General features: G+C 68.9%; 12 protein-coding genes. 6 read left to right on the top strand and 6 right to left on the bottom strand.

Annotated elements, in window-relative coordinates:
* Window positions 1-120: 120 nt before the first annotated feature.
* The gene (locus ACFYPG_RS11600) at window positions 121-570 is read right to left on the bottom strand and encodes a DUF5318 domain-containing protein (RefSeq protein WP_355004535.1); all 450 of its coding nucleotides are present in this window, start codon (window positions 568-570) and stop codon (window positions 121-123) included.
* 175 nt (window positions 571-745) lie between these two features.
* Between ACFYPG_RS11600 and ACFYPG_RS11595 the strand changes: the two genes are divergently transcribed.
* Together ACFYPG_RS11595 and ACFYPG_RS11590 are read left to right on the top strand one after the other, a co-directional pair.
* Complete coding sequence (locus tag ACFYPG_RS11595) at window positions 746-1,384, top strand: PadR family transcriptional regulator (protein WP_110564821.1); 639 nt, start codon at window positions 746-748, stop codon at window positions 1,382-1,384.
* A 23-nt stretch (window positions 1,385-1,407) separates the two neighbouring features.
* On the top strand, window positions 1,408-2,487 hold the full coding sequence (locus tag ACFYPG_RS11590) for an inositol-3-phosphate synthase (protein WP_355004536.1): 1,080 nt from the start codon (window positions 1,408-1,410) through the stop codon (window positions 2,485-2,487).
* Between the two features lie 62 nt (window positions 2,488-2,549).
* Here the strand turns inward: ACFYPG_RS11590 and ACFYPG_RS11585 are convergent, their stop codons facing one another.
* The 3 genes from ACFYPG_RS11585 to ACFYPG_RS11575 all read right to left on the bottom strand — a co-directional run bounded on the left by ACFYPG_RS11585 (window position 2,550) and on the right by ACFYPG_RS11575 (window position 3,820).
* Window positions 2,550-2,936 carry a hypothetical protein gene (locus ACFYPG_RS11585; protein ID WP_357208243.1) on the bottom strand — a complete coding sequence of 129 codons (387 nt, stop codon included), beginning with the start codon at window positions 2,934-2,936 and terminating at the stop codon, window positions 2,550-2,552.
* The gene (locus ACFYPG_RS11580) at window positions 2,933-3,139 is read right to left on the bottom strand and encodes a ribbon-helix-helix protein, CopG family (protein ID WP_088987059.1); all 207 of its coding nucleotides are present in this window, start codon (window positions 3,137-3,139) and stop codon (window positions 2,933-2,935) included. Before ACFYPG_RS11580 ends, ACFYPG_RS11585 begins: the two co-directional genes overlap by 4 nt.
* 201 nt (window positions 3,140-3,340) lie before the next feature.
* Complete coding sequence (locus ACFYPG_RS11575) at window positions 3,341-3,820, bottom strand: methylated-DNA--[protein]-cysteine S-methyltransferase (RefSeq protein ID WP_387351658.1); 480 nt, start codon at window positions 3,818-3,820, stop codon at window positions 3,341-3,343.
* Window positions 3,821-3,918: 98 nt separating this feature from the next.
* Here ACFYPG_RS11575 and ACFYPG_RS11570 point away from each other — a divergent pair, with 98 nt between their 5' ends.
* Both ACFYPG_RS11570 and ACFYPG_RS11565 read left to right on the top strand, forming a co-directional pair.
* Entirely contained in the window at window positions 3,919-4,476 is a 558-nt protein-coding gene (locus ACFYPG_RS11570; RefSeq protein ID WP_387351867.1) for a hypothetical protein, read from the top strand.
* A 27-nt stretch (window positions 4,477-4,503) separates the two neighbouring features.
* Window positions 4,504-6,027, top strand: coding sequence for a flotillin family protein (locus ACFYPG_RS11565; protein ID WP_387351657.1), 1,524 nt, complete (start codon window positions 4,504-4,506; stop codon window positions 6,025-6,027).
* 127 nt (window positions 6,028-6,154) lie between these two features.
* On the opposite strand, the gene ACFYPG_RS11560 is transcribed toward ACFYPG_RS11565, so the two are convergent.
* Window positions 6,155-8,233, bottom strand: coding sequence for a S8 family serine peptidase (locus tag ACFYPG_RS11560; RefSeq protein WP_387351655.1), 2,079 nt, complete (start codon window positions 8,231-8,233; stop codon window positions 6,155-6,157).
* Between the two features lie 302 nt (window positions 8,234-8,535).
* Window positions 8,536-9,996, bottom strand: coding sequence for a CCA tRNA nucleotidyltransferase (locus ACFYPG_RS11555; protein ID WP_387351653.1), 1,461 nt, complete (start codon window positions 9,994-9,996; stop codon window positions 8,536-8,538).
* Between the two features lie 126 nt (window positions 9,997-10,122).
* On the opposite strand from ACFYPG_RS11555, the gene murJ reads away from it, so the two are divergent.
* Both murJ and ACFYPG_RS11545 read left to right on the top strand, forming a co-directional pair.
* Window positions 10,123-11,874, top strand: a complete 1,752-nt coding sequence (murJ, locus tag ACFYPG_RS11550) for a murein biosynthesis integral membrane protein MurJ (protein ID WP_387351651.1) — start codon at window positions 10,123-10,125, stop codon at window positions 11,872-11,874.
* A 445-nt stretch (window positions 11,875-12,319) separates the two neighbouring features.
* The gene (locus tag ACFYPG_RS11545; RefSeq protein ID WP_355004543.1) at window positions 12,320-13,927 is read left to right on the top strand and encodes a protein kinase family protein; all 1,608 of its coding nucleotides are present in this window, start codon (window positions 12,320-12,322) and stop codon (window positions 13,925-13,927) included.
* Window positions 13,928-13,940: the final 13 nt, after the last annotated feature.

Below are 13,940 nucleotides of genomic sequence, written 5' to 3'. Positions count from 1 at the left end.
CGGCACGGGGGTGCCGGCCGACCGGGGTCATTGCCGTATCAATCGGGCCAATCGGGCGAACAAGCGGTCGGCCGTCCCGGGTTTCGTCTGCCACTCCGGGGCCGGTCCAACCAGCTGATGTCACCGTTGCGCCTCTCGCCTCCGCCGACCGGCGCCTTCGGCGCCCGCCGCGTCCTGTTCGCTCGTGCCGTCGCTGTCGCCGGTCAGACCGTCCCGGCCGAGCAGGTACTGCTCGACGAGATGGTTCCAGTCACAACCGAGGCACACCTCCACGACGAAGACCTGGAACTCACGCAGCGTCATCGCCAGCACGGGCAACTCGGCAAGTGTCCGAGCCTGGCCGGCGGACTGCTTGAGTTCGTCACCGTAAATGTAGTGGACCAGCGTCAGGTTTTCGCTGCGGCAGATCGGGCAGCGCCGGTCCGTCGGCTCTCCGTGGAACCGAGCGGCGTTCTTCAGGTACGGCGACGCGTCGCAGACGTCGTACGTGCCGACCCGACCGGCCAGGAGCTCACGCAGCACTGCTCGCTTCTGAAGCGAGTAGTCGACGACCTGGCGCTGCGTACGCATGCGGAGAAGGGTACGCGGTCCGACCCGAGCAGGCGACCACGCTCACAATCCGTGACGACGACATCTCGGAACGGGGGTTTGCCCTGACCCACGCGACCCGCTAACGTGCGATGTATCGGTCCGATACATCGCGGCGGTTACCACTCCACGCCGGAGGGTAAAGAGAGGGTGGCCAGTGCTTGAGTTCGCCATCCTCGGCCTCCTGCAGGAGTCTCCGATGCACGGCTATGAGCTGCGCAAGGAGCTGACCGCCAAACTCGGCGCGATCCGGGCGGCGATCAGCTACGGCTCGCTCTATCCCACGCTACGCAGGCTGCAGGCGGCGGGATGGATCACCGAAGCTGCTGAGACACCCGTCACCGCCGAGGAGGTTCCCGCGCTGACCAGCCGACGAGGTCGGGTGGTCTACAAAATCACCGCGGAAGGCAAGGAACGCTTCGGCCAGCTGATCGCACAGGCCGGGCCCGAGACGTATGACGACACGGGCTTCGGGGTGCACTTCGCGTTCTTCGCCCGGACCGACCAGGCGACCCGACTGCGCATTCTGGAGGGTCGCCGCCGCAAGATCGAGGAGCGTCGCGAAGGGCTTCGCGACGTGCTTGGCCGAGCGGCCGAGCGCCTCGACGCTTACACCTTGGAACTGCAGCGCCACGGCCTTGACGCCTGTGAGCGCGAGGTCCGCTGGCTGGAGGAGCTCATCGCCAACGAGCGCTCCGGCCGAGCCCCGACGGTCCCGAACATAGGGACAGCCGGCGGCCGACGAGAAGACAACAGCCCGCCTCCGCCTGGAGAGACCAGGAATGAGCGGCCGTGACAGAAAAGAAGGAGGCAGACGCTATGGGCTCCGTCCGCGTCGCCATCGTCGGTGTGGGTAACTGCGCCTCGTCCCTGGTTCAGGGCGTCGAGTACTACCGGAACGCCGACCCGAACGACCGCGTCCCGGGTCTGATGCACGTCGCCTTCGGCGAGTACCACGTCTCTGACGTGGAGTTCGTCGCGGCGTTCGACGTGGACGCCAAGAAGGTCGGCATGGACCTCTCGGAGGCGATCGTCGCCAGCGAGAACAACACCATCAAGCTCTGCGACGTGCCGCCGACCGGCGTGTCCGTGCAGCGCGGCCCGACCTTCGATGGTCTGGGTGAGTACTACCGCGAGATCGTCGAAGAGTCCGACGCCACCCCGGTCGACGTTGCGCAGACGCTGCGCGACGCGCAGGTCGACGTCGTCGTCTGCTACCTGCCGGTCGGTTCCGAGCAGGCCGCCAAGTTCTACGCCCAGGCCGCGATCGACGCCGGCTGCGCGTTCGTGAACGCCCTGCCGGTCTTCATCGCCTCCAACCCCGAGTGGGCGAAGAAGTTCGAGGACGCGGGCCTGCCGATCGTCGGTGACGACATCAAGAGCCAGGTCGGCGCCACCATCGTGCACCGCGCCCTCGCGAAGCTCTTCGAGGACCGCGGCGTCGAGCTGCTGCGCACGTACCAGCTCAACTTCGGCGGCAACATGGACTTCATGAACATGCTGGAGCGTAAGCGCCTGGTCTCGAAGAAGATCTCGAAGACCCAGTCGGTCACCTCGCAGATCCCGCACGAGATGAGCAAGAGCGACGTGCACATCGGCCCGTCGGACCACGTGCCGTGGCTGGACGACCGCAAGTGGGCGTACATCCGCCTGGAGGGCCGCTCGTTCGGTGACACCCCCCTCAACGCCGAGCTCAAGCTCGAGGTGTGGGACTCTCCGAACTCGGCCGGCGTCATCATCGACGCGGTCCGGGCCGCGAAGATCGCCCTGGACCGGAAGATCGGCGGCCCGATCCTGTCGGCCTCGTCGTACTTCATGAAGTCTCCGCCGGTGCAGTACGCCGACCACGACGCCCACCAGGCCGTCGAGGAGTTCATCGCCGGTGAGGTCACGCGCTGACGCGCTGAATCATCACGCACGTGGAAGGGCCGGGTCCGTGCGGACCCGGCCCTTCGCTACGTTCAGCTCGACATCTCCAGGTACGGCGACAGCCGCAACGCCAACTCGTCAACCGAATCGATCTCACCACTGGCCAACGCGTCGGTGAGCGCCATCCGCTCCTTGGCCGGCATGTGCAGCACCACCCCGCAACGGACCAGGAAGATCCGCATCGCTGCCCAGGCGAGGCCGGCGTTCCACATGTCGAGCGGCCGCCAGATCATCAATCCGTGCATCAACGCCGCCGCCCTCTCCAGCACGGTCGGGTAGACGGCCCGCCCCAGCATCCGGGCGTGTGGGCGGGCCGCCGCTGCGACGAGGATGCCGCCGTCCCTGACCCGGCTGTGCTGGCCCGTGTGCTCGGACAAGAGGATCAACAGGTCTTCCGGCTCGGGCCACGGTTGATTCACCGGTCCCCCAACATCTCGAAGAACTCGGCGTCTTCCTCCAGGACCCGCCGGGCGGCCTGGCGGGTCCACTCGTTGCGCTCCTGACGCTCGAGGTATTCCTGGATCGCCACCTCGACGGTCTTGTGCATCGAACGGTGTTCCGCCTCGGCCAGCTCCCGAAGGCGCTGCTCGACCTCGGGCTTGAGCGTCAGGGTGAAGGCCATACCGTTTTTGTATAACTCTTCCGGGGGTACGTCAACCAGACTCGACACCACCTCTTTCCTCCATCTCCGCAGCCAGCACGTTCGCGTTTCGACCAACGCAGATGCAGAGACCGAGGTACGGCGACAAAGGGTCGAAATGTATAGCGATCGTCACGTGTTCGTCTCTGGCGCGTCGGCCAGGCGTACGGCAGCGGTCGCTGGTCAGGACCACGCGTGTCGCAGCGCGACAGCGGCCTCCAACTCCAGCAGCTTGATCTTGCGCGGCAGGCCTCCGCCGAAGCCGACCAGCTTGCCGCCCGCCCCGACGATCCGGTGACACGGCACGATCACCGGGACCGGGTTGCGGTTGCAGGCCACTCCCACCGCCCGTGCCGCCCCAGGGTCGCCCACCAGGCGCGCCACCTCGCCGTACGTCAGCGTCTCCCCGTACGGGATCCGCGTCATCTCCCGCCACACGGAGCGCTCGAAGTCGGAGCCGCGGGGCACCGACACCGAAACGGTGAACGTGGTCAGCTCACCGGCGAAGTACGCCCGCAGCTCGTCGACGGCCTGCCGGGACAGCGCGTCATCGGGCTCGTCGGTGGCCGCATCGAGCCGGCCGAAGTGGGCACCGCAGACGCTCGTGCCGTCGGTGGCCACGGAGAACTCACCGATCGGCGAGTCGAGCACGGCCCAGCGCATCCACCTATTCTCCCCGACGCGGACCATCTCGCCGGCCCGGCCTCCGGCGTCGGACCGAGCGCCACTCCCGACCCGCACCGGTAGATCACCTTCGCGTCCTGTCAGGCCGTTCGGCGTTGCACGGCGTCGATACCGTCAAGGTCGTGGCAACGGGGACGCTCATCTTTCTGATCATCGGCGGGGCGGGCATCGGCGTGCTCGCGCTCGCGCTGCTCGGCACCGAGCTGCTCCACTTCGGGCACGCCGACGTGGACGGGCCGATCTCGGTCGAGACGGTCGCCGGCTTCGCCGGGGCTTTCGGGTTCGGCGCGGCCATCGTCAACGAGCTGCTCGGTGCGCGTACACCTGGCATGGTCGTCGGGGCGGTGGCCGGCGGCGTGCTCGCAGCCGTGCCCATCGGCTGGTTGGCGTCCCGGCTGAGCCGGGCGGCGCGGAACATGCGCACCGACCCCACCCCCACCCGCGACGACCTGGTCGGCGCGCTCGGCCTGGTCGTCACCCCGGTGCCGGCCAACGGGTACGGCGAGGTCCGCGTTCGCCTCGCCGGCCAACCGGTCAAGCTCAGCGCCCGCGCCGACCAGCCGATCCCGATCGGCGCCCAGATCTTCGTCGTACAGGCGCTCAGCGAGACCAGCGTGCACGTAGAGACCTACTGATCTCCCCCTCACAGACGGGACTTTTATATGGCCCTACTCATCGCCATCGGTGGCGCGGTCCTCCTCGTGCTCATCCTGGTGTTCTTCGTGCTCTCCCGGATCAAGGTGGCCGGCCCGAACGAGGCGTTCATCGTCACCGGTCGCAAGGGCCGCACCACGCAGACCGCCGACGGCGGGCGGTCCACCGACACCTCCGGTCAGAAGGTCGTGCTGGGCGCCTCGGTGTTCGTGCTACCGGTGGTGCAGAAGCTCCAGTCGCTCGACCTGTCCAGCCGGCGGATCGACGTCGGCATCCGCGGCGCTGTCAGCAAGCAGGGCATCCGCGCCGACCTGCACGGCGTGGCGATCGTCAAGGTCGGCGGGACCGAGGACGCGATCCGGGCCGCCGCCCAGCGGTTCCTGCACCAGCAGGACGAAATCGACAACTTCACCCGGGAGGTGCTGGCCGGCGCGCTGCGCTCGATCGTCGGCCGGCTCACCGTCGAGGAGGTCATCCGGGACCGGGCGGCGTTCGCCAGCGCCGTGGCCGAGGAGGCCGAGCACTCGATGACCAACCAGGGTCTGGTGTTGGACACCTTCCAGCTCCAGGACATCCTCGCCGAGGGCTCCTACCTGCAGGACCTGGGTCGGCCTGAGGCCGCCCGGGTGCTCAAGGACGCGGCGATCGCCGAGGCGCGGGCCCGGCAGCAGGCCGAGCAGGAGCGCCTGCTCGCCGAGGAGGCCATCGCCGAGGCGAACCGGAACCTGGCCCTCAAGCAGGCCGGCATCCAGGCCGAGATCGACGCGGCGAAGGCGAAGTCCGCAGCGGCCGGACCGCTCGCCCAGGCCGAGCGGGACCAGGCGATCCTCTCCGAGCAGCAGAAGGTGGCCGAGCGCAACGCCGAACTCAAGCAGCGCCAACTCGACACCGAGGTTCGCAAGCCGGCCGACGCGGCCCGGTACAAGGTGGAGCAGGAGGCCGAGGCGTCCCGCAATGCGGCGGTGCTGCACGCCGACGCGCAGCGCCAGGCCGTCATCGCCGCAGCGCAGGCCTCCGCCGAGCAGGCCCGCCTCACCGGTGAGGGTGAGCGGGCCCGGCGTGCCGCACTTGCCGAGGCCAACGCCATCGAGGGTGCCAAGGAAGGTGAGGCCGAGCAGCGGCGACGCTCCGCCATCGCCGAGGCGGTGGAGCGGGAGGGCCAGGCCGAGGCTGCGGCCATCCTCGCCAAGGGTGAGGCCGAGGCCGACGCGATGGCGCGCAAGGCCGAGGCGTTCGCCGCGTACGGAGAGGCGGCCGTGCTGGACCTGCTGGTCAAGGTGCTGCCGCAGGTCGTCGAGGCCGCCAGCGCGCCGATCGGGGCGATCGACAAGATGACCGTCATCTCCACCGACGGCGCGTCGTCGCTCACCAGGTCGGTGGCCGGCAACGTGGCCCAGGGCCTCCAGCTCGGCAGCGATCTCACCGGGATCGACCTGCCCGGCCTGCTGGCACGGCTCGGTGCCGGACGGACCGACGCCACCGCGCCGGTCGCCGGGGGCGGCACTGTGGACGGCAGCACCGTCTCGCGCTGAGCACGCGCAATCGGCCGACAGTCAGGGCTCTGGCCGGCACGGATCACCCACCAACGGCCGGCGCCCGCCGGCACCGCCTCCCGAGGGAGGGGTGCCGGCGGGCGCCGGTCGTGATTCCGTGGTTGGTTCAGACGAGACCCATGACGAAGCGCTCGCCCGCCGAAAGGCCGAAGTCCTCGCTCCAGAAGTCGAAGTCCTTGTTCGGGATCAGCTGGCTGGTGCCGGCGCTGCCGGCACTGACCGCCTGCCCGTCGACGTTCGCGTAGATCCAGCCCGACCCGTCCGTGGTCCCGACACCCCGGTGCCAGAAGGTGAAGGCCTCCCAGGCATTGATTCCGGCGGCCGAAGCGACCAGAGGCTTGCTGCCCGCACCGTCAGCCGAGACGAACTTGTTGTTGGCCAACGAACGCAGGCCGAAGTAGCCGTAGTAGTCCAGGTCGTACAGCTCGAACTTCTCCCAGGTGCTGACCTTCGTGGCCACCGGGATCAACGGCTTGCTGCCGGCACCGTCAGCGGAGACGAACTTGCCGCTGGCGGAGGACTTGAAGCTGACGATCAGGTTCGTCTCGAGGTCGAACTTCTCCCAGGTGCTGGCGTTCGTCGCGCTGGCAATCAGCGGACCACCGTTGCTGGGGGCACTGACGTACTTGTTGTTGACAGTGGCCTTCAGGCTCACGGTGCCGTCGGTCTGGTGAACCAGCTGGAACCTCTCCCAGGTGCTCACCGTCGAGGCAACGGCGACCAGTGGCTTGCTGCCGGCACTGGTGGCGCTGACGTACTTACCGTTGACGTTCGCCCGCAGTGCGACCAGGCCGCTGCCGGCGTCGACGATGTCGAGCTTCTCCCAGCCGCCCAGCACCGGGCCGACGGAGGCCAGGGGCTTGCTGCCCGCACCGTCAGCCGAGACGAAATAGCCGTTGGAACGCGCCAGCAGACCGTGCGCGGTGCGCGCCGGGGAGAGGGCCGCCGCGACGTTGAGCAGACGGTCCACCCCGCCCTGCGGGTTCAACACAGCGCCGGCGAGCCCTCGGGTCACGATCGTGTTGCGCACCTGCGTCGGGGACCACGTCGGGTTCGACTGGAGCAGCAGCGCAGCGGCTCCGGCCACGTGCGGTGAGGCCATCGAGGTCCCGCTGAAGGCCACCGACCCGTTGGTGGTTCCGCTTGCGGCCGAGACGATGTCCACGCCCGGAGCCCAGACGTCGACACACGGACCGTAGTTCGAATCGAAGTATTCGGTCGAGGCCCGACGGTCGAACCTGTCGGTGGCTCCGACAGTGATCGCCGCCGACACCCCGGCCGGGGTGTACGAGCAGGCATCGTCCGCTTCGTTGCCGGCGGCCACCGCGTAGGTGAGACCGGTGGCGATGGAGTTGCTGACCGCCATGGAGATCGCCGGGTAGTCCGGGTTCTCCGGCCCGCCGAGGCTCATGTTGACCACGGCAGGCTTCTGCGCGTTGGCGGTCACCCAGTCGATCCCGGCCACGACCTCCTCGGTGGTGCCAGCACCATCGCAGTCGAGGACCCGGACGGCGACCAGGCTCACGTCCTTGGCCACGCCGTACTTCGTGCCGCCGACGGTGCCCGCCACGTGCGTGCCGTGACCGTGGCAGTCCTGCGCCACATTGTCACGCTCGATCGCGTCGTAACCGTTGGAGGCACGGCCACCGAAATCGCTGTGACTGATGTCGATGCCGGTGTCGACGATGTACGCCTTCACCCCGGCACCGGTGTTGGGGTAGGTGTAGCTGCCATTCGGCTTGGGCGAAACCTGATCGATCCGGTCCAGGCCCCAGGAGGGAGGCGAACTCTGCGTTCCGCTCGCGTGGACGCGAACCACCGGCTCCACGGATGCGACATCCGGGTCGGCGGCCAGCCGGCCGGCCTGCTTCGCGCTCATGGCGGCGGAGTAGCCGTTGACGGCGCTGCTGTACAGCCGGCGGACGGTGCCGCCGTTCTCCTTGGCCAGAGCCGAAGCGGCGGCCTTGATCTTGGCAGGCGTGGTCTTCTTGTCCTTGAGGACCACGATGTAGCGATTCGGTACGACCTCGGCGGGCTTGGCCTTGGCCAACCGGCCGTCCGCCTTGGGGGCGGTCAACTTGCTCGCGGGCTTCGGCGCCAGCGGAGCGGTCGGCTCGGCCATGGCGGCCCCACCGGTCGCAGCGGTGACGATGATGGTTGCGGAGGCGAGAGCAACGCTCGCCACCGCCGAGCGGCGTATTACGCCACGGCGTTTCACTAGGTGATCTCCCCGTTGATCGTCGCCCGTCCAATCCGGACGACCGGACGGGCGGTGGGGTCGGCGGCGGTGTCGATGCACCGATAGCCGACGGACGCCCAGCCATCATGGACGACAATCAAAGCGATACACCTCAGCCATTCGGTCGATCCGCTCGCGTTTCGTCGTCGACCGGACAGCTGCGCGTCGCCGTCGGCGACGTCCTGAAGTGACGGTTCCCGCCACCGCACCGCAGAGCGCGCTGCCTGATCAGCATCGCGTTGAGCGCGTCAGCCGAGGATGCCCTCGGCGCGGGCCCAGCGCAGCAGCTCCGCCTCAGCGGCGTCGCGGTCCAGCGGACCCTGCTCGAGGCGTTGCTCCTTGAGGTGCTTCCAGGCCCGCCCGACCACCGGCCCCGGCGGTACGCCGAGCAGTTCCATGATCGCGTTGCCGTCCAGGTCGGGTCGAACCCGCGCCAGGTCCTCCTCGGCCGCGATCCGCGCGATCCGATCCTCCAGCGCGTCGTAGTCCGCCGCGAGCTGCGCGGCCTTGCGCCGGTTGCGGGTCGTGCAGTCGGAGCGGGTCAGCTTGTGCAGTCGGGGCAGCAGGTCACCGGCGTCGGCGACGTAGCGGCGCACCGCCGAGTCGGTCCACTCGCCCCGCCCGTACCCGTAAAAGCGCAGGTGCAGCGCGACCAGCGCGGTCACCTGCGCGGTGACGTCCTTGGGGTAACGCATCGCCTTCATCCGGGCCTTGGTCAGCCGGGCGCCGACCACCTCGTGGTGGTGGAAGCTGACCCGGCCGTCGGACCCGACCGCCTTCGTCGCCGGCTTGCCCACGTCGTGCAGGAGGGCGGCCATCCGCAGGATGAAGTCGCAGCCGTCCTCCTCGTAGGAGACCGCATTCTCGACGACCGTCAACGTGTGCTCGTAGACGTCCTTGTGCTGGGCGTGCTCGTCGATCTCCAGTTTCAGCCCGGTCAGCTCCGGCAGGAACCGCTCGGCCAGCCCGGTGTCGACCAGCAGCCGCAGGCCGGTGATCGGATCCGCGCCGCAGAGCAGCTTGGTGAACTCGTCGCGGATCCGCTCGGCGGTGATCCGGTCCAGGTCGGCGGCCATCTCGGTCATCGCCCGGTGCACGTCCGGGTGCACGGCGAAACGCAGCTGGGCGGCGAACCGGGCGGCCCGCAGCATCCGCAGCGGGTCATCGCCGAACGACTCGCCAGGAGTGCTCGGGGTACGGATCACCTTCGCCGAGAGATCGTCCAGCCCACCGTGCGGGTCGGTGAACCGGTGGTCCGGCAGGCTGACCGCCATCGCGTTGATCGTGAAGTCGCGCCGCTTCAGGTCCTCGTCGAGGCTGGTGCCGTACACGACCACCGGGTTGCGGCTGACCTGGTCGTACGACTCCGCGCGGAAGGTGGTGATCTCCAGTCGGAGGCCGTCGCGCTGAGCGCCGATGGTGCCGAACTCCCGACCGGTCTCCCAGATCGACTCGGCCCAGCCCTTGATGATCCGCAGGGTCTCGTCGGGGTGCGCGTCGGTGCAGAAGTCGAGGTCGTCCCCGAGTCGACCGAGCAGGGCATCCCGTACCGAACCGCCCACCAGGTGCAACTCGTGACCGGCGCGGACGAAGCGGCGGCCCAACTCGTCGGCGACCGGGGACACCCGGAGCAGTTCGGCGACGGCGTTGCGCTGCGCGGCGGTGAGTTCGCGGCGGTCGGCGGCGTGAGGAGCGGAGGCTTCGGACATGGGATCGCCAGCTTATCGGGCCGGGGTGTGATCCGATCCGCCGGGCGCGGGTAACGGGTGGGGGTTGACTATGGTCTGTGGCGTGCGGGTCGGTGTCCGACTCGACGTACCCCTGGGAGGCTGGAGATGAGCGGCGGGCTCTACCGCAGCGCCAACGCCGCGAATGACGGCGATCCCGGTGTCCGTCCCGGGGATGGCGCCACCTTCATCTCCGCCGAGCCGCTGAACCAGCCGGCCATGGAGTCGACCGCGCCGCCGCAGGAGCAGGTGGGCGAGGCCAGCGCGGCGGCCAACAGCGCGGTGATGGCGATCGGCAGCCTGGTCAGCCGGGGTACCGGCTTCCTGCGCACGTTGGCGTTGACCGCCGCGCTGGGTGGGGCGCTGGTGGGTGACGCGTACACCACGGCGCAGATCCTCCCGGGGATGGTCTACGAGTTCCTACTCGGCGGCATCCTCACCAGCGTGCTGATCCCGGTGTTGGTCCGTCGGCGCAGGGTCGACACCGACGGCGGGCAGGCGTACGCCCAGCGGTTGCTGACCCTCGCGGTGCTGACCCTTGCCGGCGCGGCGCTCCTCGCGGTGCTGTCGGCGGGACTGTTGACCAAGCTCTACGCCGGTGACGACACCGGGGAAGGCTTCCGGAGTCTGGTCAAGGCTCTGTCGTACCTGATGCTGCCGATGATCTTCTTCACCGGTCTCAGTGCGCTGATCAGCGCGGTGCTCAACACCCGGGGGCACTTCGCCGCACCGATGTGGGCGCCGATCCTCAACAACATCGTGGTGATCGCCACCGCCGGGTCGTACATCGCGATCTTCGGCGCGGAGATCGTCAAGCCGGAGGAGATGACCCCCGGACGGATCCTGCTGATCGGTGGCGGCACCCTGCTCGGCGTCGCGATTCAGGCCGCCGGGCTGCTGCCGGCCTTGCGCAAGGTGGGCTTCCGGTGGAAGTTCCGGTTCGATTTCCGCACCCTCGGCCTACGGGAGCTGGGGCGTCTCGGCGGCTGGATGTTCTGCTACGTCGCGGTGAGCCAGGTCGGCCTGATCGTGCTGTTCAACCTGCTGAACCGGGCAGGCAAGGAGAACGCCGCCGGCCCGCTGATCTACAACAACGTGTTCCTGCTGCTGATGATGGCGCACGGCATCATCGCCGTATCGATCATCACCGCGCTGATGCCCCGGATGAGCGCGGCCGCCGCCGACGGCCGGTACTCCGACGTCGCCGCCGATCTGTCCCGGGGTACTCGCACCGTCTCGGCGGTGCTCGCCCCGATCGCGGTCTGCTACGCGGTACTGGCGACTCCGCTGGCCGTGACGTTGTTCCGCTACGGCGCGTTCACCGACGAGAACGCGGCGGACACCTCGCTGGTGCTGCTCCTGGCGGCACTGGCGTTGGTGCCCTTCGCGATCAGCCAGCTCTTCACCTTCGCCTTCTACGCCCTGCCGGACACCCGCACCCCGGCGCTGATCAACATTCCGGTGGTCGCCCTGCGGATCGGCGTTCAGGTGGTGCTCTACGTGGCCTTCGCCGCCCACTTCGCCGCGGCCGGGATGATGATCGGCAACGCTGTGTCCTACCTGGCGGCCGCCTTCGCCTCCGCGTGGCTGTTGCGGCCCCGAGTGGGCCGGATCGGAATGGGTGCCATCCTGCGCACGCTCGGCCGAGTCGCGGTCGCCGCGCTGGGCGCCGCCCTGGTCGGCCTCCTCGTGGTGAGTCTTCTGCCCGGCGGCGACCGGCCGAATTGGATTCAGGCCGTTGTGCAGCTCGTGGTCGGCGGCGTGGTGATCGGCGGGACCTATCTGGGTCTGGCCATGCTCCTGCGGATCGGGGAGATCACCGAGGTGGTCGGTATGGTTCGCCGCCGCCTCGGTCGCTGAAAGTCCGCATCCGATTACAACAAGTTGGCACTCATACGGAATGTGACTACGGATCACCAGGCTGGGGATGCGCCTGTGGATAACTCCGCGATTCGCCGGTCAACCGCCGCTTCGGCCTGTGGATAACCAACCGTACGGCTGAGGGTGGCGACCCGATCGGTGGGAACGTACGGGGCAACGCGAGCGCCACGCCAGCCCAGCCCCGGCGTCGGTCACTTGCGGTGAAGCCGTAGATTAGCTAGTACATGTGCCAGCAACGTGGCTGACAACGGTCGTAACCGGACGAGTTTTCTGACAGCCGGAACCCCGCCAGGTACGGCGGGAAGATGACATGTCGGAGAGACGGGCAACCCGGGTAAGGTCGCTCTCGACGGGTACGGCAGGGGCCGACGCTGGGCGTCGACACCGGTCGGCCGGTTCCTTCAACGGCAGAGCGGGAAGCCACATGCCCAGCAGTTCGGGTTCATCGATCGACACGATCACCGAGGGAGGACGGGTGACCCAGGTCGGCGAGGGTCAGGAGGCAGACGAAAGCGCTCCTCCGGTCATGACCTTCGGTGCTCCCACGGCCGGTGAAGTCCTCGCCGAGCGGTACGAACTGGTTGAGCACATCAACAACGACAGCGCGGGTCGGCTGGTCTGGCGCGGGGTCGATGTCATCCTGCGCCGTCCCGTTGCCGTCGTGCTGCGTTACCCCGGTGGCGACTCCGCCACCGAGATGCTTCAGGCCGCCGTCGCGGCCAGCCGGGTCATCCACCCCAACCTGGTCGGCGTCTACGACGCGATCGACGAGGCCGACCGGGCGTACGTGGTGCGCGAGTGGGTCGACGGGCAGTCCCTGCGGGACCTGGCGACCGACGGCCCCCTGGACCCGGCTCGGGCCACCGCGATCGGCAACGCCGTCGCGAGCGCGCTCGCCGCGGTGCACGCCACCGGCATGGTGCACGGCAACGTCCACCCCGGCACCGTCATGATCAGCGATGAGGGTCGGGTGGTCCTGGCCGACGCGCGCACCGACGGCGCCGACAGCCAGGAGAACGACATCCGGGCGGTCGGCGGGGTCCTCTACTTCGCGCTGACCGGCTCCTGGCCGCACGCCGAGGCCCCACTGCACGGCGCCACCGCCGGCCACGGCCGCGCCGCCATCCCGGACGCTGTTCGGGACGCCGGGGGTGCCATCGCCGCACCGCGCCAGGTCCGGGCGGGCGTTCCGGCGTACCTGGACGACCTGACCATGGACCTGCTCGACGCCGAGATCGCGCCGCCGTCCTCCGACGTGCTCGCCGCGGAGCTGGCGCGACTGGACGTGCCGGCCGAGGATGAGCACTACCTCGACAACAGCGGGCCGCTGCGGTTCGCCGCCGAGACCGGGGAAGAGCCGTCGCCGCTGGCTGCGGCCGGGGGTCGCAAGGTCGCCGTCGGCATCGCTGGTCTGCTGGCCGTCGCCCTGGTCGGTCTGCTGATCGGGATCATCGCGTTGGGCGGCGACGACGAGGACCCGCAGTCCAACCCGGTCGCCGCGCCGACCTCCAGTGCCCCGGCCGGCGACGCCACCCCGGCCGCCGCGGCGACGCGCAAGCTGACAGTGAAGAACGTCCGGATCATCGACCCGGAGAGCAAGGACCGCAGCGAGGTAAAGGACGCCGAGAAGGTCATCGACGGTGACGAGGACAAGGGCTGGGAGACGGAGACGTACGTCAACAAGCCCAACTTCGGCAACCTGAAGAAGGGCATGGGCGTCTGGATCGATCTCGGCGAGCCGCACACCGTCAAGTCGGTGCAGGCAGTGTTGTCGGCCACCAACGCGTCCGCTCAACTGCTCGCCGGCACGACGACCTGGCCGTCCAGCTCCAGTGGTGACAAGCAGTTGGTCGCGAGCTACAAGACCGCCATCGGCCAGCCGTTCGAGGACCACGACGGCACCACAATGACGTTCAACGGCTTCGACGCCGACACGAAATACCAGTACCTGCTGTTCTGGATCACCGAATTGGCTCCGGTCGAGGGTGGGTTCAAGCTGGGGGTGCAGGAGATTACGGTCCAAGGGTCGTGAGCTGGGCGCCACG

This window comes from Micromonospora sp. NPDC005553, from assembly GCF_042871765.1.
Classification (GTDB): domain Bacteria; phylum Actinomycetota; class Actinomycetes; order Mycobacteriales; family Micromonosporaceae; genus Micromonospora.
The sequence above is the reverse complement of the archived record's forward strand: the minus strand, read 5'-3'. Positions and strand labels throughout refer to the sequence as shown.

What these genes read in the sequence shown, in the direction of transcription:
- ACFYPG_RS11600 (WP_355004535.1), bottom strand. Translation starts at nt 570, where the DNA reads ATGCGTACGCAGCGCCAGGTCGTCGACTACTCGCTTCAGAAGCGAGCA.
- ACFYPG_RS11590 (WP_355004536.1), top strand. Translation starts at nt 1,408, where the DNA reads ATGGGCTCCGTCCGCGTCGCCATCGTCGGTGTGGGTAACTGCGCCTCG.
- ACFYPG_RS11580 (WP_088987059.1), bottom strand. Translation starts at nt 3,139, where the DNA reads ATGGCCTTCACCCTGACGCTCAAGCCCGAGGTCGAGCAGCGCCTTCGG.
- ACFYPG_RS11575 (WP_387351658.1), bottom strand. Translation starts at nt 3,820, where the DNA reads ATGCGCTGGGCCGTGCTCGACTCGCCGATCGGTGAGTTCTCCGTGGCC.
- ACFYPG_RS11565 (WP_387351657.1), top strand. Translation starts at nt 4,504, where the DNA reads ATGGCCCTACTCATCGCCATCGGTGGCGCGGTCCTCCTCGTGCTCATC.
- ACFYPG_RS11555 (WP_387351653.1), bottom strand. Translation starts at nt 9,996, where the DNA reads ATGTCCGAAGCCTCCGCTCCTCACGCCGCCGACCGCCGCGAACTCACC.
- murJ (WP_387351651.1), top strand. Translation starts at nt 10,123, where the DNA reads ATGAGCGGCGGGCTCTACCGCAGCGCCAACGCCGCGAATGACGGCGAT.
- ACFYPG_RS11545 (WP_355004543.1), top strand. Translation starts at nt 12,320, where the DNA reads ATGCCCAGCAGTTCGGGTTCATCGATCGACACGATCACCGAGGGAGGA.